This is a genomic window from Mesorhizobium sp. P2_B11 (assembly GCF_056404855.1).
Genome location: NZ_JBFUDF010000019.1, coordinates 1 through 25,251, shown reverse-complemented (window position 1 = coordinate 25,251; position 25,251 = coordinate 1). Strand labels below are relative to the sequence as shown.

Genomic DNA, 25,251 nt, shown 5'->3' with positions numbered 1-25,251 from the left:
GCCATAGGTTCCGGTGACGGCATTGCCGACGTTGGCGGGCAGGCCGCCGACGGCGGCGACGCTGAGACTGTGGCCGGTATCGACGTCGGTGTCGTTGGTGAGCACGTTGCCGGCGGCGATCGCATCGCCCGGCTCTGGCGTATTGCCGCCGTCCTGGACGCCGGTCTCGGTGACCGGATCGGCGGCGTTGGTGTCGGCGACGGCAATCGGCGCGTCGTTGGTGCCGGTGATGGTGATGGTCAGCGTGGTCGAGGAGGTGGCCCCATTGGCATCCTTGACCGTGTAGGTGAACTGATCCGTCGCCGTGGCGCCCTGGGCCAGCGCGTTGGTGTCGGTGTCGGCATTGTTGAGCGTATAGGTGTAGCTGCCATTCGCTCCAATGGTGACCGAGCCGTAGGTCCCAACCACTGCCAAACCGACATTGCCGGTCACGCCGTTGACGGCCGAAACAGTCTTGCTGTCGCCGGTGTCGACATCGGTGTCGTTGGTCAGCACGTTGCCGATGGCCGACGGATCGCCGGCGAACGAGGTGTTGCCGGGATTGACGCCGGCTTCGCTGACCGCGTCACCGGCATTGGTGTCGGCGACCGCAATCGGCGCGTCGTTGGTGCCGGTGATGGTGATGGTCAGCGTGGTCGAGGAGGTGGCCCCATTGGCATCCTTGACCGTGTAGGTGAACTGATCCGTCGCCGTGGCGCCCTGGGCCAGCGCGTTGGTGTCGGTGTCGGCATTGTTGAGCGTGTAGGTGTAGCTGCCATTCGCTGCAATAGTGACCGAGCCGTAGGTCCCAACCACTGCCGAGCCGACATTGGCCAGCAGACCGTTGACGGCCGAAACCGTCTTGCTGTCGCCGGTGTCGACATCGGTGTCGTTGGTCAGCACGTTGCCGATGGCCGATGGATCGCCGGCGAACGGGGTGTTGCCGGGATTGACGCCGGCCTCGCTGACCGCGTCACCGGCGTTGGTGTCGGCGACCGCAATTGGCGCGTCGTTCGTCCCGGTGATGGTGATGGTCAGCTGTGCGGTATCCGTAAGCCCGTGAGGGTCACGGACGGTGTATGTAAACACCTCGGTGACGGTGACCCCGTTCGCCAGCGCATTGGTGTCCACATCGCTGTTATTGAGGGTGTAGGTATAGGTGCCATTGGGATTCAAGGTCAGGGAGCCATAGGTGCCCACCAACGCAGATCCGACCGTGCCGGCACTTCCTGATCCGGATTCCGTACCTGTCCGGACCGCCGACACGACCAGAGACGCCTGGCCGTCGTCGGAATCCGTGTCGTTGGCCAGCACATTGCCTGTCGCCGTGGGGTCGCCGGCGAACGGGGTGTTGCCGGGATTGACGCCAGCCTCTCGCACCGGGTCCGCAGCGTTGGTATCGTTGACGCCGACGGGCGCCGTTGGATCGACACCGACCGAAACCTGTTCGATCGCGGAGACCTTGAGATTGATCGAAGTGAATGTAAATTCCGCTTGACCTGCTTGGCCAGTATTCGAGTTCGAGTTCGCGGCAATAAAGGCACGAAACTGAGCGATTTCAGTGTTAAGTGCCGTCATAAATGACGCATTGGCCAGTTGATCATTGCTTAGATAGATAGCGAGCGTATCAATCTCGGCAGTGCCTTTCGCAGCGTTGCCGTTGCCGCCGTCGTAGACGTCGTAACCGGAAAAGGTTGTTTGTCCGGACGTTGTCCCGGTGCCATAGACTTGGCCGCCAATCTTGTACTGATTTTCCCATGCTCGATAGATAAGCGTGTCTGCTCCCGACCCGCCCAGGACCGTATCGAAACCACTGCCTCCATCGAGCGTATCGGCGCCCGACCCGCCATTCAGGCGATCGCTTCCAGCGCCGCCCAAAAGCACGTCGTCTCCGCTACCGCCAACCAGATTGTCGTTGCCGCTCGTGCCAGTGGTCGTTGCCATGCCCTGTCCCCTATCTCGCTCGTTTTTCTTGTCGGTCAACAACTGCCGACGACGACCTGCCACTTGCGGTGGGGTCGCTCAAAAAATGCCAATCTGTGCAAGCAAGTTTGCCTTCGCCAACAACGGGCGAGATCCTGTGCAAGAGCGCCAGGACCGATGAGTTCGCGTTCAGACCAACGACATTTGAACCGACGCCAAACGCCCAGGCTCGCGAGTCCGCCGAATACCTGATGTCGGCTGAAACTTCGCAATCGGCGCCCCCGGGTCTCTTCGCATCGGTCGAGGCAGGAAACCCATCATCGATAGGGCAAAGTCCGATTCCGCCCAAATCGTTGCTCAACGGATCGGGAGAAATAGCGGCTATCGGCATGAGGGCGGTCTTATTTTCGACAAAACCGCAGGCCCCGTCTCCCATCGGTGGTGTATCTGGAAACGATGTTGCAGTTTTGTTGGCATCTGTGCATTGACAGGAAGCCATTTAAGCCCAACCCCCTTTTTACTCTTACATCAGCACAAAAACAGATGCCCCATCATCTATTTGAGTACAGTAGCCAGCAGCTAACTTTCTCTCCATTTAAGCTTGTTGAACGATCAACATCCTGGCTTTGACCAGCGTCTATTTCCAGCGCACAATCCACAGGAGTCGCAGGTGTCGTCGCAATCCCGCGATCAGCCATGTAATCAACATGGCCGTCCACAGACGGGTCTTGTCTCAACGATGGTAGCTGCGGCGAGTTTTCCTGGCCGCTCGGCGTTCCCCTTAGCCCCTATGGCGTCACCCATTCCCTGATTTCCAGTCAGGGTTATCTTAGATGATGCTCATATTAGCACATTCTTAACGCTAATGAAGAGTAAGCGTCAACATCCAAAAGGAGGAACAGTTAACGGACAAACGCACATCAGGGCATACCGGTTGTGGCGCTGATCTTTGCGATCCTGCTCGGGATAGGCGGGTATATCCTCAAGGAAACCCGGTTCGGCCTCTACCTTTATGCGGTCGGCAACAATGACGAGGCCGCGCGCCGGGCCGGCGTCAAGGTTGCCGACCGCGTAAAGGTAGAGGCCTTCGCCATTGCCGGCGGCATCTCTGCGCTGGCTGGCGTGCTAGGCGCATCGCGCGCACTGGGCGTTGGCGTCTTCTCCGGTGGTGGGGCGGGGGCGGTACACTGCTACTGGAATCGATCGCCGCCACCGTCATCGGCGGCGTCAGCCTGTTCGGCGGCCGCGGCTCTATTCACGCGGCTTTGTTGGGCGCACTGGTCATTGGAACAATGCAGAACGGGCTCAACCTGATGGGCGTCGAGAACTACGTTCGCCTCATCGTGACGGGATTGCTTCTCGTGCTGGCCGTATCGATCGACAAGCTGATCGAAAAGGCGATGGGTCAGCAGAATTTCTGATCCGCTTCAAACCCACTCTGAACGAACGAATTCGGCGGCCCGGAACTCGCGCGTGGCCGCCCATGACAAATCGGATTGTATTCGAGACGATTTCCAGGCCTGCCGCGAAGTTAATCTTTGAGTCGTTCCGGATCACTGGATCGGACGTGTGGTATGCCCGACTTGACCCGATAGTTGACCTGGCGGCGGCTTTGCGCCTCTTCTCCAACGTAGCAGTCAGCCGTCGTCGGGCTAAATCCCGACGACGAGGGCACCGCCGCTGAGACCTGCACCCGCCGCTGCCAGAAGGACTTTCTCGTCCGGCCGAAACGGTTGCGCCTGATGGGTGAGCGACAGCGAGAGCGGGATCGTTGCCGCGGAAGAGTTGCCGTAGTCGACGATCGTCTTGACGATCGCTTGGTCGGCAATGCCGAGGTTTCGGCCGACGGCATCGAAAATGCGGGCATTGGCCTGGTGCGGGACGAAGCGGTCGATGTCTTGCGGCCGCATGCGGGCAGCAGCGAGCGCGTCCTTTGAGCAGGCAGTCATCATCTCGACGGCCTTGGCGAACACTTCACGGCCGTCGGTGATCGTCATCCGGGTTTCCCCGAGGTCGAGGTCGCCATGGAACGGCTTGTTGCTTCCTCCCGCGGGAATCTGGATCAGCCCGTAGCGAGAGCCGTCGGAATCCACCGATGCGCCGAGAATGCCCCGCTCGGGGTCTTCGCAGGGACCAATCACCACGGCGCCGGCGGCATCGGCAAACAGCACGGCGCTGGCGCGCTCGGCCGGATTGATGCGGCGGCTGAGGATGTTGGCGGCAATGACAAGGCTTGCCTTGCCGTGCAGGCGGGTGAAGCCATCCGCGAACATCAGCGCATAGATGAAGCCGGCGCAGGCGCCGGTCAGATCGACCGCGCCCGCACGCCCCAGCCCAAGCCGATGCGCGACCAGCGGCGCGCTGGGCGGCAGCAGGTGATCGGGTGTCGAGGTGGCAAGCAGCAACAGGCCGATGTCGCTCCTGTCGATGCCAGCGCTCGCCAGCGCCATGTCACCGGCTTGCGCGGCAAGGCCCGACAGCGTGTCTTCTTCCGTGGCCCAGAAGCGCGACCGTATCCCGGTACGCCGCTCGATCCAGCCAGGCTCCAGCCCGAGACTGTTTTCGATCTCCGGGTTCTCAACCTTGCGCGCGGGCGCATGATGGCCAAACCCGAGAAGGCGCGACGACCTGTTCACGGCTTCGCGCCGAAGCGCTCGCCGGCCTCCGCGATGGCGTCATAGAGCCCGTCGAGCTCGTCGCCGGTGATGCAGTAGGGCGGCAGAAGATAGAGCACGTTGCCGAGCGGGCGCACGAGCAGTCCGCGCTCGAGGAAGAATGCGCGCAGTTTCGGCCCGATCTCGGCCAGATAGCCGGCAGAGTTGGCGCGCAGATCGAAGGCCGCGATCGTGCCGGTTGTCCGGACGTCGGTGAAGCGAGGGTTGTCGCGAAAGCGTTGAAGCCCGGCGGCCTGTCTCGCGCTCAGGGCAGCGATACGCTCGGCCACTGGTTCGTCACGCCAGATCTCGACATTGGCGAGTGCGGCCGCGCAGGCCATCGGATTGGCGGTGTAGGAACTCGAGTGGAAAAACGTCTTCGTCCGGTCCTCGGAATAATGGGCCTGGAAGATGGCATCGGTCGCAAGCGTGGCGGCCAGCGGAACCACGCCGCCCGTCAGCCCCTTCGAGGTGCACAGTATGTCCGGAGAGATGGATGCCTGCTCGCAGGCGAACATGGTCCCGGTGCGCCCCCAGCCGGTCATCACCTCGTCGGCGATTAGCAATGTGCCGGAGGCCTCGGCCATCTTCTTCAACTCGGTGAGAACCCAGGCCGGATACATCAGCATACCGCCGGCGCCGAGCACCAGCGGCTCGACGATCAGCGCGGCCGCGTGCCGGTCGCGGGAGACTGCCTCGAACCGATCCAGCGTCTCCTGCTCTCGCCCGGCGGCCGGGAAGGGGATGGTTTCGACCTCGAACAGCAAGGGCTCGTAGGCAGCGTTGAACACGCCGCGGGCGCCGACGCTCATCGTTCCGATCGTGTCGCCATGATAGCTGTGCTCCATGACAACGATGCGCGAGCGCGGCGCGCCGATGTTGCGGAAATAGCCGAGCGCCATCTTTAGCGCGACCTCGACGGAGGTCGAGCCGCTGTCGGAGTAGAACACCCAGTCGAGGCCGGGCGGAGCGAGGCCGACAAGTGCTTCGGCGAGGCGTTCGGCTGGCTCGTGCGTGAAGCCGGCGAAGATGATCTGGTCGAGGCTCGCCGCAGTCGTCTCGATGGCCTTGATGATGCGGGGATGGCGGTGGCCGTGGGTGACGACCCACCAGGAGGAAATGGCATCCAGGATGCGCGTGCCGTCGGCCTTGTGGAGGTAGGCGCCTTCCGTCCGCACGATTTCAGGGATCGCTGGCTCGAGCGCGTGCTGCGTGAACGGATGCCAGACTTGAGACTGCGACATCACTCGCCTCCTGCGATCGCTGTGAGGTCGAAGCCGGCAGCCATCGCATCCCTCAGCGTCTCGCTCGTCAGAGGATCGATGAGCGGCAGCCTGCCAAGCTGGCGCACGCCGCTGAATTCCACGATGGTTCGCTGCGTATCGGCCACCTCATCGCCGATGAAGGCGATGCCGATGAGCGGGATGGAACGGGCCCTGAGCGCCTCGATCGACAAGAGGGTGTGGTTGATCGTGCCGAGCCTGGTACGGGCGCACAGGATGACCGGCACCCGCCATTGCGCGAATATGTCGATGAACTTGGTGCGCCGGTTGAGCGGCACCATCAGTCCCCCCGCACCTTCGATGACGATCGGACCCGGCAAGTCCGGAAGCGAGAGCTCTGCGGCGTCTATCGCGACGCCATCGAGTTCGGCCGAGCGATGCGGCGACAGCGGCTCCTTCAGGCGGTACACTTCGGGCAGCACGCGCCCGGCGGGCAGGCCGGAAAGCCGGGCAACGACCTCGCTGTCCGTCTCCTCGTCGAGGCCCGATTGCACCGGCTTCCAGTAGAAGCCGTCGAGCAGGCCGGCTAGCCCGGCCGAAAACACTGTCTTGCCGATGCCGGTATCCGTTCCGGTGATGACGATGCGCTTGGTCATGTCACTTCTGGTCATGTCTGGGCCAACACCTCGACAAGCGCCTCGACCATGGCCGAAATGTCGGCCTCGCCGACATTGAGCGTCAGCGAAATGCGCAGCCGCGACGTGCCCTCGGGCACGGTCGGCGGACGAATGCCGCGTATGTCGAAACCGCGCGCCTGCAGCGCCGCCGCCACCGCCATGGTGCGCCCGACGTCGCCGATGACAAAGGGCTGGATCTGCGAGCCGCTGGGTGCCACGCCGCAGCGCTCGGCCAATTGGCGGCCCGCGAAGGCAACGCGCTCCTGCAACTGAACACGGCGTTGAGGCTCATCGGACAGCATGGCAATCGCCTCGCGCGCTGCCACGGCCATCAGCGGCGAAGGTGCTGTGGAATAGATGAATGGCCGGCAGCGGTTGACGAGATAGTCGCACAGCAGTCCCGGCCCGGTGACCAGCGCGCCGGAGGCGCCGAGCGCCTTGCCGCATGTGTGGAGCGCGACGATGTTTTCGCGGCCCTCGAAAGCGGCGGCCAGGCCGCGGCCCTCCGGTCCCCAGACGCCGGTGGCATGCGCCTCGTCGACGACGATGAATGCCTCGTGCCGATCGGCAAGCGCGACCAGGTTCTCCATCGGCGCGCGGTCGCCACCCATGCTGTAGAGGCTTTCGACCACGATCCAGACGCGCCCGGTGCCGCCCTCGGCGCGCCAGCGCGTGATCGCATCCTCGAAGGCATCGACGTCGTTATGCGTTGCCAGCTTGAACTCGGCGCGGCCAGCGCGGGCCCCCTCATGCATGCTGGCATGGGCGAGCTCGTCGAGGACCAAAAGGTCGCCCTTCTGCGGCAGGGCGGTCAGCAGAGCGAAGTTGGCGATGTAGCCGCTGCCGAAGAACAGCGCGCGGTCGGCGCCAAAGAACTTGGCCGCATCCGCCTCCAGGGCCTCGTGCTCGGGCGCGTTGCCGCGCAACAGCCGCGATCCGGTGGCGCCGACCGGCGTGCCCTGCGCGATCGCTGCCGCAACCGCATCGCCTAACCTTCTCGAAGCGGCAAGCCCGAGATAGTCGTTCGACGAGAAATCGAGGCCGGCGCGCGGCGAAAGCGTCCGCAGCCGGTCCTTGCGCGCCAGTCCCTGCAAGGTCGCGTCATAGCGGGCAAGCGGTGCCCCCTTCATTGCGCCTCGAGTTCCATCGGCTCGATGCCGAGACGGCGAAACAGAAGGCTATCCTTGTCCTCGCCGGGATTCTTCGCAGTGAGCAGCGTGTCGCCGACGAAGATCGAATTGGCGCCGGCAAAGAAGCACAGCGCCTGCATCTCGTCGGTCATGGCGGTGCGGCCGGCCGAAAGCCGGACGTGCGATTTCGGCATCATGATGCGCGCCAGCGCGATCACGCGCACGAATTCGATCGGCTCGATGGGTTTGGCGTCGGCAAGCGGGGTGCCGTCGATCGGGATCAGCATGTTGATCGGAACGCTTTCGGGATGTTCCGGCAGATTGGCCAGCGTCACCAGCATGTCGATCCGGTCCACCGGCTCTTCGCCCATGCCGACAATGCCGCCGCAGCAGACCTTGATGCCGCTGTCACGGACATTGGCCAGCGTATCCAGCCGGTCGGCAAACGTCCGGGTCGAGATGACCTCTGAGTAGTAGCGCTCGGAGGTGTCGATGTTGTGGTTGTAATAGTCGAGGCCAGCCTCTTTCAGTTGCTGCGCCTGGCCGAGGTCGAGCATGCCGAGCGTCATGCAGGTTTCCATGCCCAGCGCCTTGACGCCTTCGACCATCGCCACGACCGCATCCATGTCGCGTGCCTTGGGGTTGCGCCATGCGGCACCCATGCAATAGCGGGTGGCGCCCGCGTCACGCGCCTTGGTCGCCTCGGCGATGACGCGCCTGACTTCCATCAGCTTCGACGCCTTCAACCCGCTTTCGTGATGCGCCGACTGGCTGCAATAGCCGCAATCCTCCGGACACCCGCCTGTCTTGATGCTGAGAAGCCGGCTGAGCTGGACCTTGTTGGGATCGAAATTCTGGCGATGCACGGTCTGCGCCTGAAACAAGAGGTCGTTGAAGGGCGCGTCGTGGAGAGACTGGGCTTCTTCAAGGCTCCACATCCGGCGGTCGCCGAGGGATTGGACTTCAGGCGCGGTCTTTTCCGAAATCGCTGCGTGCATTTCCATCCTGTTCCTTGCGTTGTGGCGACATGGCGCGCCTTTCCAACTGGCGGCCCCCGTCGAGAGGAGCTGGGTCGAGTGTAGATAGTCAGGGTCTTACGATCAAAGCTCACTGTAATCGAGGCCGATATCGAGGATCGGGGCGCTGTGAGTCAACCAGCCGATGGAAATCAGGTCGATACCGGTTGCGGCAATGGCTGGCGCAATCGCGGCGGTGATCCTGCCGGACGCCTCGGTGATCGCCCGGCCGGCAACCATCACCACGGCCTGGCGCAAATCGTCAACCGGCATGTTGTCGAGCAGGACAGCGTCCGGCGCAAGCGCCAGCACCTCTTCCAACTGGGCCAGCGTATCGACCTCGACTTCGATCTTGACGAGATGACCGACGCTCATTCGCGCCCGCTCGATTGCCGGGCGAATTCCGCCGGCTATGGCGATGTGGTTGTCCTTGATCAGGATGGCGTCGTCGAGACCAAAACGGTGATTGGATCCGCCACCGGCGCGCACGGCGTATTTTTCGACGGCTCGTAGACCAGGCGTCGTCTTGCGCGTGCAGACGATCCCTGCGCCCTGGCCACGGACCGCCGCGACAACCGATGCCGTCGCCGTGGCGATGCCGCTCAGATGACAGAGAAAATTGAGCGCCGTCCGTTCCGCGGTGAGAATGGCCCGGGCCGGCCCGCTCACCGACGCAATGGTCTCTCCTGCGGTGACTTCGCTGCCGTCCGTTCGCTCCACCGTCATCTCGACATTCGGATCGATCAGCTTGAAGGCAAGCATCGCCAGATCGAGACCGGCGACGATGCCTTGCTGGCGTGCCGCAAGCACGGTCGTCGCCTGGCGTTCCTTCGCCACGATGGCATCCGTGGTCAAGTCACCGGCCCTGCCAAGGTCTTCCAGGAGAGCTGTCCGTACCAGAGGCTCGATCATGATTGCCGGAAGGGGCGAGAGGTTCGTCATTGGACACCTTCCAGCAGGGGTTCGAGTTCCCGCGCTGCCACAAGGGCGGCTTCGAGCGTGATTTCGGAGCGCTGGGCAACAGTCGCATGATGCGGAAAGTCCGTCCGGAAATGAGCCCCACGGCTTTCCCGGCGCCGCAAGGCGGCAATCGTTATCATCAGCCCGACGGCGGCGGGATCGGATGCTGCATCGTGCTGCCGAGCCAGCGGCAGCAGGGCACGCGCAGCTTCCATCAACCCGTCGCCATCTCGCGTGACGCCGAGGGCACGCGACAAATGAGGCCGCACAGGCCCTGGGTCCGGCGCGGGCAGGTGAGGTGCCATGGCTGGCTTTCCGCCGCTGCCGGGCGAACCGGCAACACTCTCGGCGACCCAGCGCGCGCAGACGACGGCTTCGGTCAGCGAGTTGCTGGCAAGCCGGTTGGCGCCGTGCAGCCCGGTCGAGGCGACTTCGCCGCAAGCCCAAAGTCCCGGAACCGACGTACGCCCGGCCAGATCCACGGCGACACCACCCATGTGGTAGTGCTGCGCCGGCCGGATGGGAAGGAGATCATACGCCGGATCGATTCCAGCCCTGGCGCAGGCCGATGCGATCGTCGGGAACTGTCGCGCGAATGCCGGGCCGGGCTTTTCCCGCACATCGAGGAAGACGCGATGGCCATCGGCCAGGTGCTCCCAGACAGCGCGCGCGACGATGTCGCGTGGCGCGAGTTCCGCCCCACGCACGCCGTCGAGGAAACGTCGGCCAGTCTCGTCGACGATCACAGCACCTTCGCCGCGAACCGCCTCGCTGATCAGCGTCATGGGGCGGTTCGATCCATCGAGCGTGGTCGGGTGGAACTGGATGAATTCCATATCGGCAAGGACAGCCCCGGCGCGGGCCGCGAGCGCCAGTCCCTGTCCGCAACTGCCCAGAGGGTTGGTGCTGTCGAGAAACAGCCCGCCGATCCCGCCGGTGGCGAGGACGGCCCGTCCCGTGGTGAAGAACACCGGGCCCGTCGGGCCGCTCGCCAGAACACCTGCGATTTTGCCGTCCTCCACTGCGAGCCGGCGCGCTTCGACCCCTTCAATGACCTCTATTGTCGGCGTCGAGCGGACGGCCGCGACCAGGGCACGCATGATCTCGCGCCCGCTGCCGTCGCCGCCGGCATGAACGATGCGGCGCCGGCTGTGGGCGGCCTCCAGTCCGAGACGCACGGTTCCTTCCGGCGTGCGGTCGAAGCGGACCCCGAAGGCCGCAAGCCGCTCGATCGGGCCCGGCGCTGCGTGGAGGATGCGGCTCGCCATCTCCCTGTCGCAGAGCCCATCGCCTGCGGCGAGCGTGTCGGCCAGGTGGAGTGCTGGATCGTCGTCGCCACCGAGGCTGGCAGCCAGTCCGCCCTGTGCCCAGGTGCTGGAGGCGTCAGCACCCAGTGGCGTCCTGGACAACAGAAGCACCGGCTCGGGCGCCAGATGCAGCGCGGCCATCAGCCCGGCAATGCCGCCGCCGATGATGACCGGCCGGCCGGCGAGATGGTGGACGTCCATGCTCATACCGCCAGCATCCGCTCGACAGCCAGCCGCGCGCGCCCGGCGATTTCAGGGGCGATGGTCACCACATGGCGGTTCTGCTCGAGCGCCGCACGGATGTTGGCGAGCGTTATCCGCTTCATGTGCGGGCACAAATTGCAGGGCCGGATGAAGTCGACCTCGGGATGCTCGACCGCGACGTTGTCGCTCATCGAGCACTCGGTCATCAGCACGACGCGCGGCGGTTTCTGCCTTCCGACATAATCCGACATGGCGGCAGTCGAACCGGAGAAATCAGCTTCCGCGACGACCTCCGGCGGACACTCGGGATGCGCCAGCACCGTCACGCCTGGATGGTCCTCGCGCAGCTGGCGGATGTCGGCGGGCGTAAAACGCTCATGCACCTCGCAGTGCCCTTTCCAGGCGATGATCTCCACCTCGGTCTGGGCGGCGATGTTCTGGGCAAGATACTCGTCGGGCAGCATGATCACCCGGGGAACGCCGAGGGACTCGACGACGGCCTTGGCATTGCCGGAGGTACAGCAAATGTCGGACTCGGCTTTCACTTCGGCCGATGTGTTGACGTAGGTGACGACCGGCACGCCCGGATAGCGTTGCCGCAGCAACCGAATGTCCTCAGCGGTGATCGAGTCCGCCAGCGAACAGCCCGCGCGCAAGTCGGGGATGAGTACCGTCTTTTGCGGGTTGAGCAGCTTCGCCGTCTCGGCCATGAAGTGAACGCCGGCCAGCACGATGACGTCCGCATCGACCGTCATCGCCTTGCGGGCAAGTGCCAAACTGTCGCCGACGATGTCGGCGACACAGTGGTAGATCTCCGGTGTCTGGTAGTTGTGCGCCAGGATGACCGCGTTTCGCTGCCGCTTCAGATCGAGGATGGCCTCGATATCACCGGTGAAGGCTGGCCATTCGATGGGCGGGATGACCCGCCTTACCCGGTCGTAGAGAGCGGCTGTGAGTGTGGAGGTGTTGAGCATGCTTTGCCCTCATTATGCTCGAGTTGAGTATAATAAGGGTATATGCTTAACTTGAGCATATTGAATGTCAAGCGCGTGAAAGGGGCAATTTCGTTCCTGCGACGGTTCGCTCCGCCTGAACCGTCTGGCGGAAGCGGAAGCGTTTGGCCGGAGGCCCTCGTGTTTCAGACACGGTCTCGCCTGTTTCCTCGACCAGATCCTGCTGTTCGATGAGACGCCGGAAATTCTGTTTGTGCACGAGCCGGCCGGCAAGCGCTTCAACGGTGCGCTGCAACTGCAGCAGCGTGAATGCCGGCGGCATCAGTTCGAACACCACGGGGCGGTATTTGATCTTGGTCCGCAGCCTGGCGATTCCCGTCGCCAGAATACGGCGGTGGTCGGCGACCATCGACCGACCGGGCAGGGACGGCGGACTACCTTCGGCCGAGCCGCGGGTGGCTTCTGCTACCAGCGCGGCTTCATAGAGCAGTTCGTATCGCTGCAGGACGAGCTCCTCGTTCCAGTCGCGGTCGTCGAGGCCGAAGGCATAGGCCACACGCTGCCGCCGATCACTGCGCCTGTTCGGGTTATCAGCTTGGTCCGCCCAGGCGAAGAGTCGAGGGATGAGCGCATCGGGTATGATAGGCGGCACGCCCGCACGGTGATCTTCCCAAGGAAAATAGTCGTACCAGCCCCGCCAGCCATGCTTCAGCGAACGTTCTGCCTGCTCTTCTCGCGTCAGGCCGAGATAGCTGATGGAAATCTGCACGCGCTCGTCTGCGGTCCGGTCGCGGTCGGCAAAAGTGTAGAGCTGTTCTATGTAGCCCAGCGGATGGCTTGTCTGACGTTCCACCCATGCCCTCAGGCCCGACTGTAGGGAACGATGGCCAGGCTCAAATGGGCCGGACGGCAAAGCTTGAGCCTGCGAGATGGTGAGCACGCGTGGCTGACCGTCGGTCACCGCAATGACAACGGCGATCAGGTCCGCGCTGACGGCATGACTCTGATCGGCTCTCTTAGCTTGCCTTTTCGCCGGCGTTGTCTTGTCTTGCATAGGGAGCGAAGGGTCCGAAAATCAACATGCCTTGGACAGGCAATCCGCGCGAGGGTGAACTGCCGCGTGCCGCCCGTCAACGAGGGCGAGGCTGCTGAAGACCGTCACGTGCCGCCACCAGTCATGCAGGATGCAATCGTCTTGCCGCTCGAGGAGGTGCGCCGGGTCCCTCGAAAGCGCGACCCTTGTCGAGGAGAATCGAACCCGAGCGGCTCGACCTGCCCGATCCTGATCAAGCTTGCGCCGTTTCCGGTGGTCGCGCGATGGCTTGAGCAACAACTCGCCCAGGTTCCTGCAACTATCTCGGTTTCCTAGAATTCAACTCAGACGTCAACATTGCAGCGCCGCCTCTTGCGGCAGAAAATACGGATCTGGAGTTGCAGTCTCCGCCATTGAGCTGATGATGCACCAGGGTCCATACGCGCAGGATTGGTCGGATTGATGAGTGATCCTCTTGGCAGGCTGTCTTGGGACGACCTCAGGGTTGTGAAAATTATTGGTGAGCAGGGGAGGCTATCCCTCGCCGCCGAATTTATGGGCGTGAACAATTCCACCCTGTTTCGGCGAATAACTCAGATCGAGAAAACGATCGGAATAACTGTATTCGACCGCTGGCGTGGAAGGTATGTCCCGACGCTCGCCGGCAAGGAGATCGTCGCGCTCGCGCAGAGCATAGAAATAGAGATAGTCGGAGCTTCAACGCGCCTGTCTGATAGCGTTGCCGATCACTCGGGTGACCTTCGCATCACAACCAGCGATTCCCTGGCCTATCATCTGGTTATCCCGATTATTGGCGGGTTCAAGAAGCAGTATCCGGCGATACGGGCCGAGGTTCTCATCGCCAACCAGCCCTTTAATCTGGCCCGAGGTGAATCGGATATCGCTATCCGGGCAACTCCTGCGCCCCCAGAGAATCTCTTTGGCAGAAAAGTTGCCACGATCGCCTGGGCAAAATACCGGCGCCATTCCGAACCGCCAGTCGAAAGCGGCGCTTATATGGAGCGGTGGGTTTCGTACTCGGGGTCGCTTTCCCGCCTCAAGGCGGCCAAGCTTGTGGAGGGAGCTGTCCCCCCGCAAGATGTTGCCTACCGCAGTGACTCCGTGGTTGGCGCAGCCATGGCAATCGAAGCGGGAATTGGGATTGGCTATTTGCCCTGCATGCTGGGAGACATCAATTCCAGTTTGTCGCGTACGGGCGATGTCGACACGAGCCTTTCAGAGGATCTCTGGATTCTTTCGCATCCTGACATCCGCCGATCCGGCCGTGTCCAGGCATTTATGGCGTTTTGCGCCAGTGCGATTGCAAAGCAGCGCAAACTTATTTCAGGAAAATCGCCTCAACGGCGGTCCTTATCATAGGTCTGGACGGCAGCTTGCTCGTGACGCTCGCATTGCAAATTTGCAAAGCTGGCTTTGCCTGTGCCGATATTGAGCCCATCGCGGCCAGCATGGCAGGTTCTTGCTCGAAGGGAAAAGGAGATACCCGATGAGCACTGAACGCAAATCTGTTGATCAATCGCGTCGCCACCTTGTCGGCCTGGCGGCTGTGGCCACAGCAGGGCTGGTCGCATCGCCACTGCCGGCTTTGTCGCAAACGAGCGCTCGCAAAGACGTGAAGAACTTTGGCGTTCCGTGGGAGGAAGCCTATGGCTACGCGCAGGCGGTAAAGGTCGGTGGGACCATTTTTCTTTCGGGGCAGCTGAGCCACAATGAAAAGGGCGAGATGGTAGCCCCAGCTCCCGTAGATGCTGCCGGGAAGGTCAGCGACTTCTCCAATATGGAAGCACAAATGGCGCAATCATATGCCAACTGCGCCAGGCTGTTGGCCGACTACGGGCTGACGATGGAAAACGTGGCCCAGGAAACCATTTACGTGCTTGATATGGACGCGGCTTTCAAAGTCGCCGGACCCGTCCGTAAAAAGGCATACGGATCTTCGAAGCCGGATGTAACCAGCACAATCCTCGTCACCCCCCGTCTGGCTTTCCCCGATCAATTGATCGAGATCAGCATGGTCGCAATCGCTCTCTGATGGTGCAAGTTGAGCATCGACAGGCTATGGCTGCTACCAGCAAGGAGACAAGCAAATGATATCGATTGCCGCAGCAAGATTTGGTGTTCGACGAGCAGCCATCGCGATTTTCGGAGCAGCCATGCTCCTTACCGCCGCCGGCGGTTCGAAACCGGCACTAGCGGAGACTGCCCCCACGACAGTCGTTCTCGTTCATGGCGCTTTCGCCGACGGCTCGTCCTGGGCCAAGGTCATTCCGCTACTGCAGAAAAAGGGATTGAACGTCGTCGCGGTTCAAAATCCGTTGACCTCCCTTGCCGACGATGTGGCCGCCACCCAGCGCGCCATCGCGGCACAGAAAGGTCCGGTCGTTCTGGTAGGCCATTCCTGGGCAGGTACCGTCATTAGCCAGGCCGGCAATGACGACCACGTCAAGGCGCTGGTCTATGTCGCGGCGTTCTCGCCTGGCGATGGTCAGTCGACGTCCGATCTCATCAAAAACTATCCCACGCCGCCGGGGCTTGCCCACCCGCAGGTCGATGCCGCGGGCTTTCTGACGCTGTCACACGACGATATCGCCAAATACTTCGCCCCGGATGTTCCCAAGGCGGAGTCCAACCTGATCGCGGTCACCCAAGGCCCTGTGCGCGGCGCGAATTTCGACGAGAAGGTGACGACGGCCGCGTGGAAGTCGAAGCCAAGCTGGGCGGTCGTCACCAAGAATGACCAGATGATCGATCCCAAGCTGCTCGCGGACGGTGCCAAGGCTATGAAAGCCCATGTCACGGCCATCGCGTCCAGCCATGTTCCGATGCTGTCGCACCCAAAAGAAGTGGCTGCAGTCATTCTGGAAGCGGTCGAAGCGGCCAAGTAAGACGACAGATTTCACACCGCCGGCCGATCCGGAAGGACGGCGGCCGAGCGGGATGAAATTCTTCGTCGTTTTTCGGGAATAAAGAGCGGCGAAAGCTTACTGGCCGATCTGCCGTGCGCCTCTTCCGGCGATGCCGGGCCGGACTGGCTTGCATCTTTGTTGCCAGTTGGCTCGTTTCGACGATTGTCTACCGGGCCAAGGGCTACGACAGAATGCGGCTGGGAAATACGCGGTCCTTGCTGAAAAGCGGTGTGTGCGTCTTTCGCGCGCCATCCAACGGCAAAGAAGGCGTCATCGGGCGATGAAAAGGGGTGGGACGCCCATTCGGCTGTGCTGCGGGGCGGCTGGCAACGGCTAGGATGGACGCGGGCAAAGGCTGCTTGATGGCGATAGTACCCCTTTGCTACCGTTCTCATCCCGCATTGCACAATCCCTCCGCTTCGACATATTGGAGGCATGGTCCGCTCCCCACTCGCCGTTTTGGTGATCGATGAAAACCGCATCCGTGCCTCGATCATCGAGGCAGGCTTGCGTGAGGCCGGGCATGAGCGGGTGACCGTCATTCATGACGTCACCGGCATTGCGCGGCGCATCGCCGAGATCGAGCCTGATGTCATCGTCATCGATCTCGAAAACCCGAACCGCGACATGCTGGAAAACATGTTCCAGCTGTCGCGCGCGGTAAAGCGGCCGATTGCCATGTTTGTCGACCGCTCCGACCAGGCCTCGATCGAGGCGGCGGTCGATGCCGGCGTGTCGGCCTATGTCGTCGATGGTCTCAGGCAGGAGCGCGTCAAGCCGATCCTCGACATGGCGGTCAGCCGCTTCAACGCTTTCTCACGCATGGCGCGCGAACTGGAAGAGGTTCGCGGCGAGCTCGAGAACCGCAAGGTGATCGATCGCGCCAAGGGCATATTGATGAAATCGCGCGGCCTGACGGAAGAGGCCGCCTACACGCTGTTGCGCAAAACGGCGATGAACCAGAACCGCAAGATCAGCGACATCGCCCAGAGCCTGGTGACCGCCGCCGGGCTTTTGGGGCCGATGGGGGACGAATGAGCATGGGCGTCGAACACCAGATCACCGCCGGCTTCATGCCACTCTTCGACAGCGCCGTGCTCGTGGCCGCCCGCGAGTTGGGTTTTGCTGATCGCGAAGGGATTGAGCTCAAGCTGCAGCGCGAGACATCCTGGGCCAACATCCGCGACCGCATCGCCATCGGCCATTTCGACGTCGCGCATATGCTGGGGCCGATGCCGCTTGCCTGCAGCCTTGGCCTGACGCCGCTCGCCTCCGACACCGTCGTGCCGTTCTCATTGGGCCTAGGCGGAAACTGCGTCACTGTCTCCAACGCGGTCTGGGGCGGTATGGCAGCACATGGCGTCGAGCCGGATCTCGATCCGGGGCGCGCCGGAGCAGGACTTGGCGCATTTATCCGCGAGCGGGCGGCAGCCGGCCGAGAACCGCTGCGCTTCGCCGTCGTGCACCCGCATTCCGGGCACAATTACGAACTGCGCTACTGGCTTGCCGCCTGCGGCATCGATCCGCAGCGCCAGATCGAGATCGTCATCGTGCCGCCGCCCTTCATGGCCGATGCGCTGGCCACAGGGCGCATCGACGGCTATTGCGTCGGTGAACCCTGGAACAGCGCCGCGGTTGCCGCCGGGATCGGTCATATCGTCACCGTCAAGGCGCTGCTGTGGCGCAACAGTCCAGAGAAGGTGATCGGCGCGCGCAAGGCCTGGGCGGAGGAAAATCCGCAGGCGCTGGCGGCGCTTCTGAGAGCGCTGCATCATTCCGCCCGCTGGTGCCAGGATGCGGCAAACCGAGGGGATCTGGCCGCGTTGATGGCTGAGCCCCGCTTCCTCGGCCAGCCGCCCGCGATCCAGATGCCTGTCCTTACCGGACATCTCCACCTTGGCAGCGGCGCGGAGCGGGGCGTCGAGGATTTCTTCGTGCCCTTCGACAAGGCGGCGAACTTTCCCTGGAAGAGCCACGCGCTGTGGTTCTACACGCAGATGGTGCGCTGGGGCGACATCGCGCACACGCCGGAAAACCTCGCCATCGCCAGGGATTGCTACCGGCCCGACCTCTACCGCGCGGCGCTGAAGCCGCTCGGCGTGGCGCTGCCCGGCGCCAACGCCAAGGTCGAGGGCGCGCTGAAGGCGGCGACGCCGGTCGGTTCGGCGGGGGCGAGCCTTGTGCTTGGTCCCGACGGTTTCTTCGACGGCCAGATTTTCGATCCCGACGAGATCGATGCCTATATCGCCGGGCAGAAACACGCTGGTTCCTTGGCGCAGTAGTTCCGACGTGCCGGAGGCGGATCGCCAATGCGCAAGTAGATCGGTTAAAGGCACCTTGGTGTGTTATATACGCTGCGTTCTCGGGCGGATACGAGATCGATGGATCAGGAAAGACTTCTAGCCGCAGTCCTTTTAGCTGATGTCGTGGGCAGCACGCCCCTCTATGAGCGCATCGGCGACGATGCCGCTCTGCAGCAGGTTTCGGATTGCTTGGACGCTATGCGCGAGATCGTCGCCCGGAACGGCGGTGATTTCATTTACTCGAAGGGCGATGACGTGCTCAGCCTGTTCGAGAGGCCGGAGGCGGCGCTGACGGCCGTCCGCCAAATTGGCGGCCAACTGAAGAAAGGGCCGTTGAGCGCCCGGATCGGATTGCATTTCGGGGCGGTCATTCGCGCGCGGGGCGCGATCTTCGGTGATGTCGTCAATGTCACCGCAAGGTTGTCCACTACGGCGAACCCCGGGGAGGTCCTGATCAGCCAGAGCTTCTTCGAAGCCCTTTCCGCGGGCAGTCGCAGTACCTTGCGGCTGCTCGACAGAATGGCCTTCAAGGGGAAGCAAGAACTCTTCGATGTCTATACTCTGGGGAGCGGCGATCGAACCCTCAGTACGCAGATCACCAGCCGGGGCACCATTATCGATGCGCGCTCCGCCCAGCCGCCGCAGATCAAACTGCTCATCCGTTATGGAGATCAGTTGCAATCCTGTCGAAACAACGGAGCCGTGACCATCGGCAGATCTCCGGAATGCAATATCGTCGTCCAGCGGCCCTGGGTCTCAAGGCACCACGCGACCTTCACCATGTCGAATGGAAAAGCCCGGCTTGTCGAACGAAGCTCGTCGGGCACATTTGTGTCGATGGGACCCGGCGATGAAGTATTCGTACGCCGCGAAGATATTCTCCTCTTCGGCTCCGGTGTCATCTCGCCTGGAATGAGATCGTCCCTCCACGACGCCCAGCTTCTTCATTACGAGATTATCGCAGACTGACCCGGCTGAAGCGGCCGCGTTCTCTTCGGTATTTCTACATGCGCGCAGCGCTGGGTCGCTGACGCCGAGGCGCCTGATCATTTCAGCGCCATTCTTGTGCATTGCACAAAATTTGTGCGCACTGCTTACCCTTTTGATCAACATTTGACCGTGCAGGCGGCAACTCCGCACGACGCCAGAAGCATTTATCACATTGATTTTATTGAGAAATCATAATCGAGCCAAAACTGGCACGGTTCCTGCTTTGAGATAATCAGGCCCTTCGCGGGTCACGGAACAGGCGTCCAATGGCGGGCGCCACAGGCAAAGCTGCCGCTCAGGTCAAGACGCGATCCCGGATGTACGGACGCGCCAGTCCTGGACGGCGGCTTTTTTGTTTTGGGCCAATCGACGGCGCCCTCGCGTTCAACTGGAGACGACGATGAAGAAGACGATGAAGCAATGGATCGGGACGGGCACATCGCTCAAGGATATGACGCGGCGCGATTTTCTCGTCAGCAGCGCAATGACGGCCGGCCTGTTTGTGGCTGCTCGCAAGCTCTTCCCCTCCGGCGCCTATGCCGCCACGGCCGCTCCGGAAGTCACCGGCGCCAAGCTCGGCTTCATCGCGCTGACTGATGCGGCACCGCTGATGATCGCCAAGGAGAAGGGGCTGTTCGCCAAATACGGCATGCCCGATGTCGAGGTGATGAAGCAGGCCTCCTGGGGCGCGACGCGTGACAATCTGATGCTCGGCGGCGAAGCCAACGGCATCGACGGAGCCCACATACTGACGCCGCTGCCTTACCTGATGCACACCGGCAAGGTGACGCAGAACAACCAGCCGATGCCGATGGCGATCGTGGCGCGGCTGAACTACGACTGCCAGGGCATTTCGGTGGCGCAGGAATATGCCGCAACCGGCGTCGGCCTCGATGCCTCCAAGCTGAAGGATGCCTTCGCCGCCAAGAAGGCAGCCGGCAAGGAGATCAAGGCCGCCATGACCTTCCCGGGCGGCACGCATGACCTTTGGCTGCGCTACTGGCTGGCCGCCGGCGGCATCGATCCGGACAAGGACGTCTCGACCATCGTTGTGCCGCCGCCGCAGATGGTCGCCAACATGAAGGTCGGCAATATGGACGTGTTTTGCGTCGGCGAGCCGTGGAACGAACAGCTTGTCCATCAGGGCGTCGGCTTCACCGCTGCCACTACGGGCGAGCTGTGGAAGGGCCATCCGGAAAAGGCGCTCGGCCTGCGCGCCGAATTCATCGACAAACACCCGAACGCCACCAAGGCGATCGTGATGGCGGTCATGGAAGCGCAGCAATGGTGCGAGGCCAAGGAGAACAAGGACGAGATGGCCGCCATCATCGGCAAGCGGCAATGGATGAACGTGCCTGTCGCCGACATCATCGGCCGCCTCAAGGGCGACATCAACTACGGCAACGGCCGCGTCGCCGCCGGCACCGACCTCTACATGAAGTTCTGGAGCGGCGGCGTCTCCTATCCTTTCAAGAGCCACGACAGCTGGTTCCTCGCAGAAAACATCCGTTGGGGTAAGTTCGCGCCGACCACCGACATCAAGGCGCTGGTCGATCAGGTCAACCGCGAGGACATTTGGCGCGAGGCGGCGAAGGATCTCGGCGTCGCAGCCGCCGATGTTCCGGCCTCGTCGTCACGCGGCGTCGAGACCTTCTTCGACGGCAAGGTCTTCGATCCGGCCAACCCGTCGGCCTATCTCGACAGCCTGAAGATCAAGGCATCCGCCTAATCCGGCGCAAACGGCGCAAGCCGTTTGTCGCCCGAACGATCTGCCTCAAGGAGCTTTCCCAGACATGTCGATCCAGACTATCGAGGACACCACAGTGAAGGCGTTTCCCGCCAAGCCGGCCGCGGTGATCGCTTTCACCGCCAAGGCGCGGCGCCGCTTCGACCCGATCGCCATCGCCGGCAAACTTGCCACCGCCCTGGTGCCGCCAGTCATCGTCATCGCTTTCATGCTGGTCGTCTGGCAGATCGCCTGCTCGTCGCCGACCGCCAGCCTGCCGCCACCCAGCCAGGTCTGGAACGAGGCCTACGATCTGATAGCCCATCCGTTCTTCAACAACGGTCCGCAGGATATCGGGCTGGCGTGGCGGGTGCTGATCTCGCTGCAGCGTGTCGCCATCGGCTTCGGTCTTGCGGCGATCGTCGGCGTCGCGCTCGGCGCTCTGGTCGGCCAGTCGATCTGGGCGATGCGCGGTCTCGATCCGGTGTTCCAGATCCTGCGCACCGTTCCGCCGCTGGCCTGGCTGCCGCTGTCACTGGCCGCATTCCGCGATTCCAGCCCGTCGGCGCTGTTCGTCATCTTCATCACCTCGATCTGGCCGATCATCATCAACACCGCAGTCGGCGTACGCAATATTCCCGAGGACTACCGCAACGTCTCGCGCATCCTGCGGCTCAACCAGTTCGAGTTCTTCGTCAAGATCATGGTGCCGGCGGCTGCACCCTACATCTTCACCGGCTTGAGGATCGGCATCGGCCTGTCCTGGCTCGCCATCGTCGCCGCCGAAATGCTGACCGGCGGCGTCGGCATCGGCTTCTTCATTTGGGACGCCTGGAACTCGTCGCGGCTGCCCGACATCATCGTCGCGCTCGCCTATATCGGCGTCACCGGTTTCTGCCTCGACCGCCTGGTCGCTGGCGTCGGCGCCTTCGTCACCCGCGGCACAACGGCAAAGTGAGGAAAGCGCCATGAAGGCCTATCTGAAGCTCGACCATATCGACAAATCCTTTGCCCGCGGCAATCAGGTCAGCGAGGTGCTGAAGGACATCAGGCTGACCATCGACAAGGGCGAATTCGTCTCGATCATCGGCCACTCCGGCTGCGGCAAGTCGACCTTGCTGAACCTGATCGCCGGATTGACCAAGGTTTCCGCCGGCGCCGTGCTGCTCGAGGACAAGGAGGTCGACAGCCCCGGACCCGAACGCGCCGTGGTGTTCCAGAACCATTCGCTGCTGCCGTGGCTCACCGTCTACGAAAACATCAGCCTGGCCGTGTCGAAAGTCTTCGGCCGTTCGAAGAGCAAAGCCGAGCGGCATGACTGGATCATGCGCAATCTCGACCTCGTGCAGATGGCGCATGCGAAGGACAAGCGGCCAGCCGAAATTTCGGGTGGCATGAAGCAGCGCGTCGGCATTGCGCGTGCGCTCGCCATGGAGCCAAAGATCCTTTTGCTCGACGAGCCGTTCGGTGCGCTCGACGCGTTGACCCGCGCCCATCTGCAGGATGCGGTGATGGACATCCATTCCAGGCTCGGTTCGACGACGATCATGATCACCCATGATGTCGACGAGGCCGTGCTGTTGTCCGACCGCATCGTCATGATGACCAACGGCCCGGCCGCGACAATCGGCGAGGTGCTTGCGGTGCCGCTGGCGCGGCCGCGCCGTCGCGTCGAACTCTCGTCCGACCGCACCTTCCTGCGCTGCCGCGAGGCGGTGCTGAAGTTCCTCTACGAACGCCACCGCTTCGTCGAAGCAGCGGAGTAACGCCATGAGCGAAAAACTTGTCATCATCGGCAATGGCATGGCCCCCGGGCGCATGCTGGAGCATCTGCTTGAGCAAGCTCCCGGTCGCTACACCGTCACCATCTTCAACGCCGAACCCAGGGTGAATTACGACCGCATCATGCTGTCGCCGGTTCTCTCCGGCGAAAAGGCCTTTGAGGAAATCATCATCCACGGCGACGGCTGGTACATCGCCAATAACATCACCCTCTACAAGGGCCACAAGATCGTCGCCATCGACCGGGTGGCGAAAACCGTCACCTCCGATCACGGCGTCACCGAGCCTTACGACAAGCTCGTCATCGCCACCGGCTCGGTGCCCTTCATCATTCCAGTGCCCGGCCATGATCTGCCGGGTGTGCTGACCTATCGCGACCTCGACGACGTGCAAGCGATGATGCTTGCCGCGCAGTCCAGGGCCAAAGCCGTTGTCATCGGCGGCGGCCTGCTCGGGCTCGAGGCTGCGGCTGGTCTCAACGCGCAAGGCATGGACGTCACCGTGCTGCATGTCATGCCGACGCTGATGGAGCGCCAGCTCGATCCGGCCGCCGGCTATCTCCTGCAACGTGCCGTCGAACAGCGCGGCATCAAGGTCATCACCAAGGCCAATACAAAGGCGATCACCGGCAACGGCAAGGTCGGGCAGGTGGAGCTCGCCGATGGCACCGTCATCCCGGCGACATTGGTGGTCATGGCCGTCGGCATCAGGCCGAATTCCGCGCTGGCCAAGGAGGCAGGCATTGCCGTCAATCGCGGTATCGTCGTCGATGCCGGCATGCGCAGCAACGATCCTGATATCTACGCGCTCGGCGAATGCGCCGAGGTCAACGGGCAGGTCTACGGGCTGGTGGCGCCGCTCTACGAGATGGCGCGCGTTGCCGCCCGCCAGCTTGCCGGCGACGAGGCGGCCGCCTTCGTCCATATGGACACGCCGACCAAGCTCAAGGTCACCGGCATTGATCTGTTCTCGCTCGGCGACTTCGCCGAGGGCGAGGACCGCCAGGAGATCGTGCTGCGCGATGCCGCCGCCGGCGTCTACAAGCGCCTGGTGCTGAAGGACGATCGCATCATCGGCACGGTGCTCTATGGCGAGACGGCTGACGGCGCCTGGTTCAACGACCTGAAGAAGAAGCAGACCGATATTTCCGAAATGCGCGATACGCTCATCTTCGGCCAGTCCTACCAGGGGGGTGCCCCGCTGGACCCTATGGCGGCCGTTGCAGCCTTGCCGGATGATGCGGAAATCTGCGGCTGCAACGGCGTTTGCAAGGGCAAGATCACTGGTGCGATCACCGGGAAGGGACTGACGTCGCTCGACGATGTCCGCGCCCACACCAAGGCGTCCGCCTCCTGCGGCTCCTGCACCGGGCTGGTTGAGAAGTTGATGGTGCTGACGCTCGGCGACACCTACAACCCTGCCGCCGTGCAGCCGATGTGCGGCTGCACCACGCTCGGCCATGACGAGGTGCGCCGGCTGATCATCGCCAAGAGCCTGAAGACCATTCCGGCCGTCATGCAGGAGCTGGAATGGACGACCTCCTGCGGCTGCGCCAAATGCCGGCCGGCGCTCAACTATTATCTCGTCTGCGACTGGCCGGACGACTACGCCGACGACTATCAGTCGCGCTTCATCAACGAGCGCGTCCACGCCAACATCCAGAAGGACGGTACCTATTCGGTGGTGCCGCGCATGTGGGGTGGCGTCACCAACGCCGCCGAACTGCGCGCCATCGCCGATGTCGTCGACAAGTTCGAAATACCGATGGTCAAGGTCACCGGGGGACAGCGCATCGACATGCTGGGCATCCGCAAGGAGGACCTGCCGGCGGTGTGGGCCGATCTCGGCCAGGCCGGCTTCGTCTCCGGCCACGCCTATGCCAAGGGGTTACGCACGGTGAAGACCTGCGTCGGGTCGGACTGGTGCCGCTTCGGTACGCAGGATTCGACCGGCCTCGGCATCCGCATCGAGAAATTCATGTGGGGCTCGTGGACGCCGGCCAAGGTCAAGATGGCGGTGTCGGGCTGCCCGCGGAACTGTGCCGAGGCGACCTGCAAGGATGTTGGCGTGATCTGCGTCGATAGTGGCTACGAAATCCATTTCGCCGGTGCTGCCGGTCTCGACATCAAGGGCACCGAAGTGCTCGGCCTCGTGAAGACAGAAGACGAGGCGCTCGAACATATCGTGGCGCTGACGCAGATGTATCGCGAGCAGGGCCGCTATCTCGAACGCATCTACAAATGGGCCAAGCGCATCGGCATTGCCGAGATCAAGCGCCAGATCATGGACGATGGCGACAAGCGCAAGGCCTATTACGAGCGCTTCGTCTTCAGCCAGAAATTCGCCCAGGTCGACCCGTGGTCGGAGCGCGTCTCCGGCAAGGACAAGCACGAGTTCAGGCCGATGGCGTCGGTCGGGTTTGCGCAGGCGGCGGAGTAGGGACTTACCTCCCCCTTGATGGGGG

General features: G+C 62.8%; 23 protein-coding genes. 13 read left to right on the top strand and 10 right to left on the bottom strand.

Going from position 1 to position 25,251, the window contains the following annotated elements:
* On the bottom strand, window positions 1-1,923 hold a 1,923-nt coding region (locus AC1DYJ_RS31755), incomplete at its 3' end, for a beta strand repeat-containing protein (protein WP_477426391.1).
* A 915-nt stretch (window positions 1,924-2,838) separates the two neighbouring features.
* Here AC1DYJ_RS31755 and AC1DYJ_RS31750 point away from each other — a divergent pair.
* Window positions 2,839-3,216: an ABC transporter permease subunit gene (locus AC1DYJ_RS31750; protein ID WP_477280218.1), complete on the top strand. Its 378-nt coding sequence runs from the start codon at window positions 2,839-2,841 to the stop codon at window positions 3,214-3,216.
* Entirely contained in the window at window positions 3,195-3,323 is a 129-nt protein-coding gene (locus AC1DYJ_RS31745; RefSeq protein ID WP_477280219.1) for a hypothetical protein, read from the top strand. Before AC1DYJ_RS31750 ends, AC1DYJ_RS31745 begins: the two co-directional genes overlap by 22 nt.
* A gap of 231 nt (window positions 3,324-3,554) precedes the next feature.
* Here the strand turns inward: AC1DYJ_RS31745 and AC1DYJ_RS31740 are convergent, their stop codons facing one another.
* The 9 genes from AC1DYJ_RS31740 to AC1DYJ_RS31700 form a co-directional block, all read right to left on the bottom strand.
* Window positions 3,555-4,538, bottom strand: a complete 984-nt coding sequence (locus tag AC1DYJ_RS31740; RefSeq protein ID WP_477280220.1) for a beta-ketoacyl-ACP synthase III — start codon at window positions 4,536-4,538, stop codon at window positions 3,555-3,557.
* Window positions 4,535-5,800 carry an adenosylmethionine--8-amino-7-oxononanoate transaminase gene (locus AC1DYJ_RS31735; protein ID WP_477280221.1) on the bottom strand — a complete coding sequence of 422 codons (1,266 nt, stop codon included), beginning with the start codon at window positions 5,798-5,800 and terminating at the stop codon, window positions 4,535-4,537. The genes AC1DYJ_RS31740 and AC1DYJ_RS31735 overlap by 4 nt, the downstream gene beginning before the upstream one ends.
* Window positions 5,800-6,435 carry a dethiobiotin synthase gene (bioD, locus tag AC1DYJ_RS31730; protein WP_477281681.1) on the bottom strand — a complete coding sequence of 212 codons (636 nt, stop codon included), beginning with the start codon at window positions 6,433-6,435 and terminating at the stop codon, window positions 5,800-5,802. The genes AC1DYJ_RS31735 and bioD overlap by 1 nt, the downstream gene beginning before the upstream one ends.
* Before the next feature lie 11 nt (window positions 6,436-6,446).
* Window positions 6,447-7,586 carry an 8-amino-7-oxononanoate synthase gene (locus tag AC1DYJ_RS31725; protein ID WP_477280222.1) on the bottom strand — a complete coding sequence of 380 codons (1,140 nt, stop codon included), beginning with the start codon at window positions 7,584-7,586 and terminating at the stop codon, window positions 6,447-6,449.
* Window positions 7,583-8,524 (bottom strand): biotin synthase BioB, encoded by a 942-nt coding sequence (bioB, locus tag AC1DYJ_RS31720; protein WP_477281683.1) that lies wholly within the window; start codon window positions 8,522-8,524, stop codon window positions 7,583-7,585. The genes AC1DYJ_RS31725 and bioB overlap by 4 nt, the downstream gene beginning before the upstream one ends.
* 162 nt (window positions 8,525-8,686) lie before the next feature.
* On the bottom strand, window positions 8,687-9,544 hold the full coding sequence (nadC, locus tag AC1DYJ_RS31715) for a carboxylating nicotinate-nucleotide diphosphorylase (protein WP_477280223.1): 858 nt from the start codon (window positions 9,542-9,544) through the stop codon (window positions 8,687-8,689).
* Window positions 9,541-11,076 carry an L-aspartate oxidase gene (locus AC1DYJ_RS31710; protein ID WP_477280224.1) on the bottom strand — a complete coding sequence of 512 codons (1,536 nt, stop codon included), beginning with the start codon at window positions 11,074-11,076 and terminating at the stop codon, window positions 9,541-9,543. The genes nadC and AC1DYJ_RS31710 overlap by 4 nt, the downstream gene beginning before the upstream one ends.
* Window positions 11,073-12,047 (bottom strand): quinolinate synthase NadA, encoded by a 975-nt coding sequence (gene nadA / locus AC1DYJ_RS31705; protein WP_477280225.1) that lies wholly within the window; start codon window positions 12,045-12,047, stop codon window positions 11,073-11,075. Before nadA ends, AC1DYJ_RS31710 begins: the two co-directional genes overlap by 4 nt.
* A gap of 67 nt (window positions 12,048-12,114) precedes the next feature.
* Window positions 12,115-13,080 carry an NUDIX hydrolase gene (locus tag AC1DYJ_RS31700; RefSeq protein ID WP_477280226.1) on the bottom strand — a complete coding sequence of 322 codons (966 nt, stop codon included), beginning with the start codon at window positions 13,078-13,080 and terminating at the stop codon, window positions 12,115-12,117.
* 66 nt (window positions 13,081-13,146) lie between these two features.
* Here AC1DYJ_RS31700 and AC1DYJ_RS31695 point away from each other — a divergent pair, with 66 nt between their 5' ends.
* The 11 genes from AC1DYJ_RS31695 to nirB all read left to right on the top strand — a co-directional run bounded on the left by AC1DYJ_RS31695 (window position 13,147) and on the right by nirB (window position 25,226).
* Window positions 13,147-13,395 (top strand): hypothetical protein, encoded by a 249-nt coding sequence (locus AC1DYJ_RS31695; RefSeq protein ID WP_477280227.1) that lies wholly within the window; start codon window positions 13,147-13,149, stop codon window positions 13,393-13,395.
* Between the two features lie 126 nt (window positions 13,396-13,521).
* Window positions 13,522-14,439 (top strand): LysR family transcriptional regulator, encoded by a 918-nt coding sequence (locus AC1DYJ_RS31690; RefSeq protein WP_477280228.1) that lies wholly within the window; start codon window positions 13,522-13,524, stop codon window positions 14,437-14,439.
* 127 nt (window positions 14,440-14,566) lie between these two features.
* Window positions 14,567-15,112: a RidA family protein gene (locus tag AC1DYJ_RS31685; RefSeq protein ID WP_477280229.1), complete on the top strand. Its 546-nt coding sequence runs from the start codon at window positions 14,567-14,569 to the stop codon at window positions 15,110-15,112.
* Window positions 15,113-15,167: 55 nt separating this feature from the next.
* Entirely contained in the window at window positions 15,168-15,965 is a 798-nt protein-coding gene (locus AC1DYJ_RS31680; protein ID WP_477280230.1) for an alpha/beta fold hydrolase, read from the top strand.
* A gap of 456 nt (window positions 15,966-16,421) precedes the next feature.
* Window positions 16,422-17,024, top strand: coding sequence for an ANTAR domain-containing response regulator (locus AC1DYJ_RS31675; RefSeq protein ID WP_477280231.1), 603 nt, complete (start codon window positions 16,422-16,424; stop codon window positions 17,022-17,024).
* 2 nt (window positions 17,025-17,026) lie between these two features.
* Window positions 17,027-18,268: a CmpA/NrtA family ABC transporter substrate-binding protein gene (locus tag AC1DYJ_RS31670; protein ID WP_477280232.1), complete on the top strand. Its 1,242-nt coding sequence runs from the start codon at window positions 17,027-17,029 to the stop codon at window positions 18,266-18,268.
* Between the two features lie 99 nt (window positions 18,269-18,367).
* The gene (locus AC1DYJ_RS31665; protein WP_477280233.1) at window positions 18,368-19,258 is read left to right on the top strand and encodes an adenylate/guanylate cyclase domain-containing protein; all 891 of its coding nucleotides are present in this window, start codon (window positions 18,368-18,370) and stop codon (window positions 19,256-19,258) included.
* A 421-nt stretch (window positions 19,259-19,679) separates the two neighbouring features.
* Window positions 19,680-21,008: a CmpA/NrtA family ABC transporter substrate-binding protein gene (locus tag AC1DYJ_RS31660; protein WP_477280234.1), complete on the top strand. Its 1,329-nt coding sequence runs from the start codon at window positions 19,680-19,682 to the stop codon at window positions 21,006-21,008.
* 64 nt (window positions 21,009-21,072) lie between these two features.
* Window positions 21,073-21,963 (top strand): nitrate ABC transporter permease, encoded by an 891-nt coding sequence (gene ntrB, locus AC1DYJ_RS31655; protein WP_477280235.1) that lies wholly within the window; start codon window positions 21,073-21,075, stop codon window positions 21,961-21,963.
* Between the two features lie 10 nt (window positions 21,964-21,973).
* A complete protein-coding gene (locus AC1DYJ_RS31650; RefSeq protein WP_477280236.1) occupies window positions 21,974-22,771 on the top strand; it encodes an ABC transporter ATP-binding protein in 798 nt (265 codons plus the stop codon).
* A 4-nt stretch (window positions 22,772-22,775) separates the two neighbouring features.
* Window positions 22,776-25,226 carry a nitrite reductase large subunit NirB gene (gene nirB, locus AC1DYJ_RS31645; RefSeq protein WP_477280237.1) on the top strand — a complete coding sequence of 817 codons (2,451 nt, stop codon included), beginning with the start codon at window positions 22,776-22,778 and terminating at the stop codon, window positions 25,224-25,226.
* The last annotated feature ends 25 nt before the right edge of the window (window positions 25,227-25,251 follow it).

Coding starts and splice junctions, on each gene's coding strand:
- AC1DYJ_RS31700 (WP_477280226.1), bottom strand. CDS start 13,080: ATGCAAGACAAGACAACGCCGGCGAAAAGGCAAGCTAAGAGAGCCGAT.
- AC1DYJ_RS31675 (WP_477280231.1), top strand. CDS start 16,422: ATGGTCCGCTCCCCACTCGCCGTTTTGGTGATCGATGAAAACCGCATC.
- AC1DYJ_RS31685 (WP_477280229.1), top strand. CDS start 14,567: ATGAGCACTGAACGCAAATCTGTTGATCAATCGCGTCGCCACCTTGTC.
- AC1DYJ_RS31670 (WP_477280232.1), top strand. CDS start 17,027: ATGGGCGTCGAACACCAGATCACCGCCGGCTTCATGCCACTCTTCGAC.
- AC1DYJ_RS31665 (WP_477280233.1), top strand. CDS start 18,368: ATGGATCAGGAAAGACTTCTAGCCGCAGTCCTTTTAGCTGATGTCGTG.
- AC1DYJ_RS31710 (WP_477280224.1), bottom strand. CDS start 11,076: ATGAGCATGGACGTCCACCATCTCGCCGGCCGGCCGGTCATCATCGGC.
- AC1DYJ_RS31650 (WP_477280236.1), top strand. CDS start 21,974: ATGAAGGCCTATCTGAAGCTCGACCATATCGACAAATCCTTTGCCCGC.
- AC1DYJ_RS31745 (WP_477280219.1), top strand. CDS start 3,195: ATGCAGAACGGGCTCAACCTGATGGGCGTCGAGAACTACGTTCGCCTC.
- AC1DYJ_RS31690 (WP_477280228.1), top strand. CDS start 13,522: ATGAGTGATCCTCTTGGCAGGCTGTCTTGGGACGACCTCAGGGTTGTG.
- ntrB (WP_477280235.1), top strand. CDS start 21,073: ATGTCGATCCAGACTATCGAGGACACCACAGTGAAGGCGTTTCCCGCC.
- nadA (WP_477280225.1), bottom strand. CDS start 12,047: ATGCTCAACACCTCCACACTCACAGCCGCTCTCTACGACCGGGTAAGG.
- bioD (WP_477281681.1), bottom strand. CDS start 6,435: ATGACCAAGCGCATCGTCATCACCGGAACGGATACCGGCATCGGCAAG.
- nadC (WP_477280223.1), bottom strand. CDS start 9,544: ATGACGAACCTCTCGCCCCTTCCGGCAATCATGATCGAGCCTCTGGTA.
- AC1DYJ_RS31725 (WP_477280222.1), bottom strand. CDS start 7,586: ATGAAGGGGGCACCGCTTGCCCGCTATGACGCGACCTTGCAGGGACTG.
- bioB (WP_477281683.1), bottom strand. CDS start 8,524: ATGTGGAGCCTTGAAGAAGCCCAGTCTCTCCACGACGCGCCCTTCAAC.
- AC1DYJ_RS31660 (WP_477280234.1), top strand. CDS start 19,680: ATGAAGAAGACGATGAAGCAATGGATCGGGACGGGCACATCGCTCAAG.
- AC1DYJ_RS31680 (WP_477280230.1), top strand. CDS start 15,168: ATGATATCGATTGCCGCAGCAAGATTTGGTGTTCGACGAGCAGCCATC.
- nirB (WP_477280237.1), top strand. CDS start 22,776: ATGAGCGAAAAACTTGTCATCATCGGCAATGGCATGGCCCCCGGGCGC.
- AC1DYJ_RS31735 (WP_477280221.1), bottom strand. CDS start 5,800: ATGTCGCAGTCTCAAGTCTGGCATCCGTTCACGCAGCACGCGCTCGAG.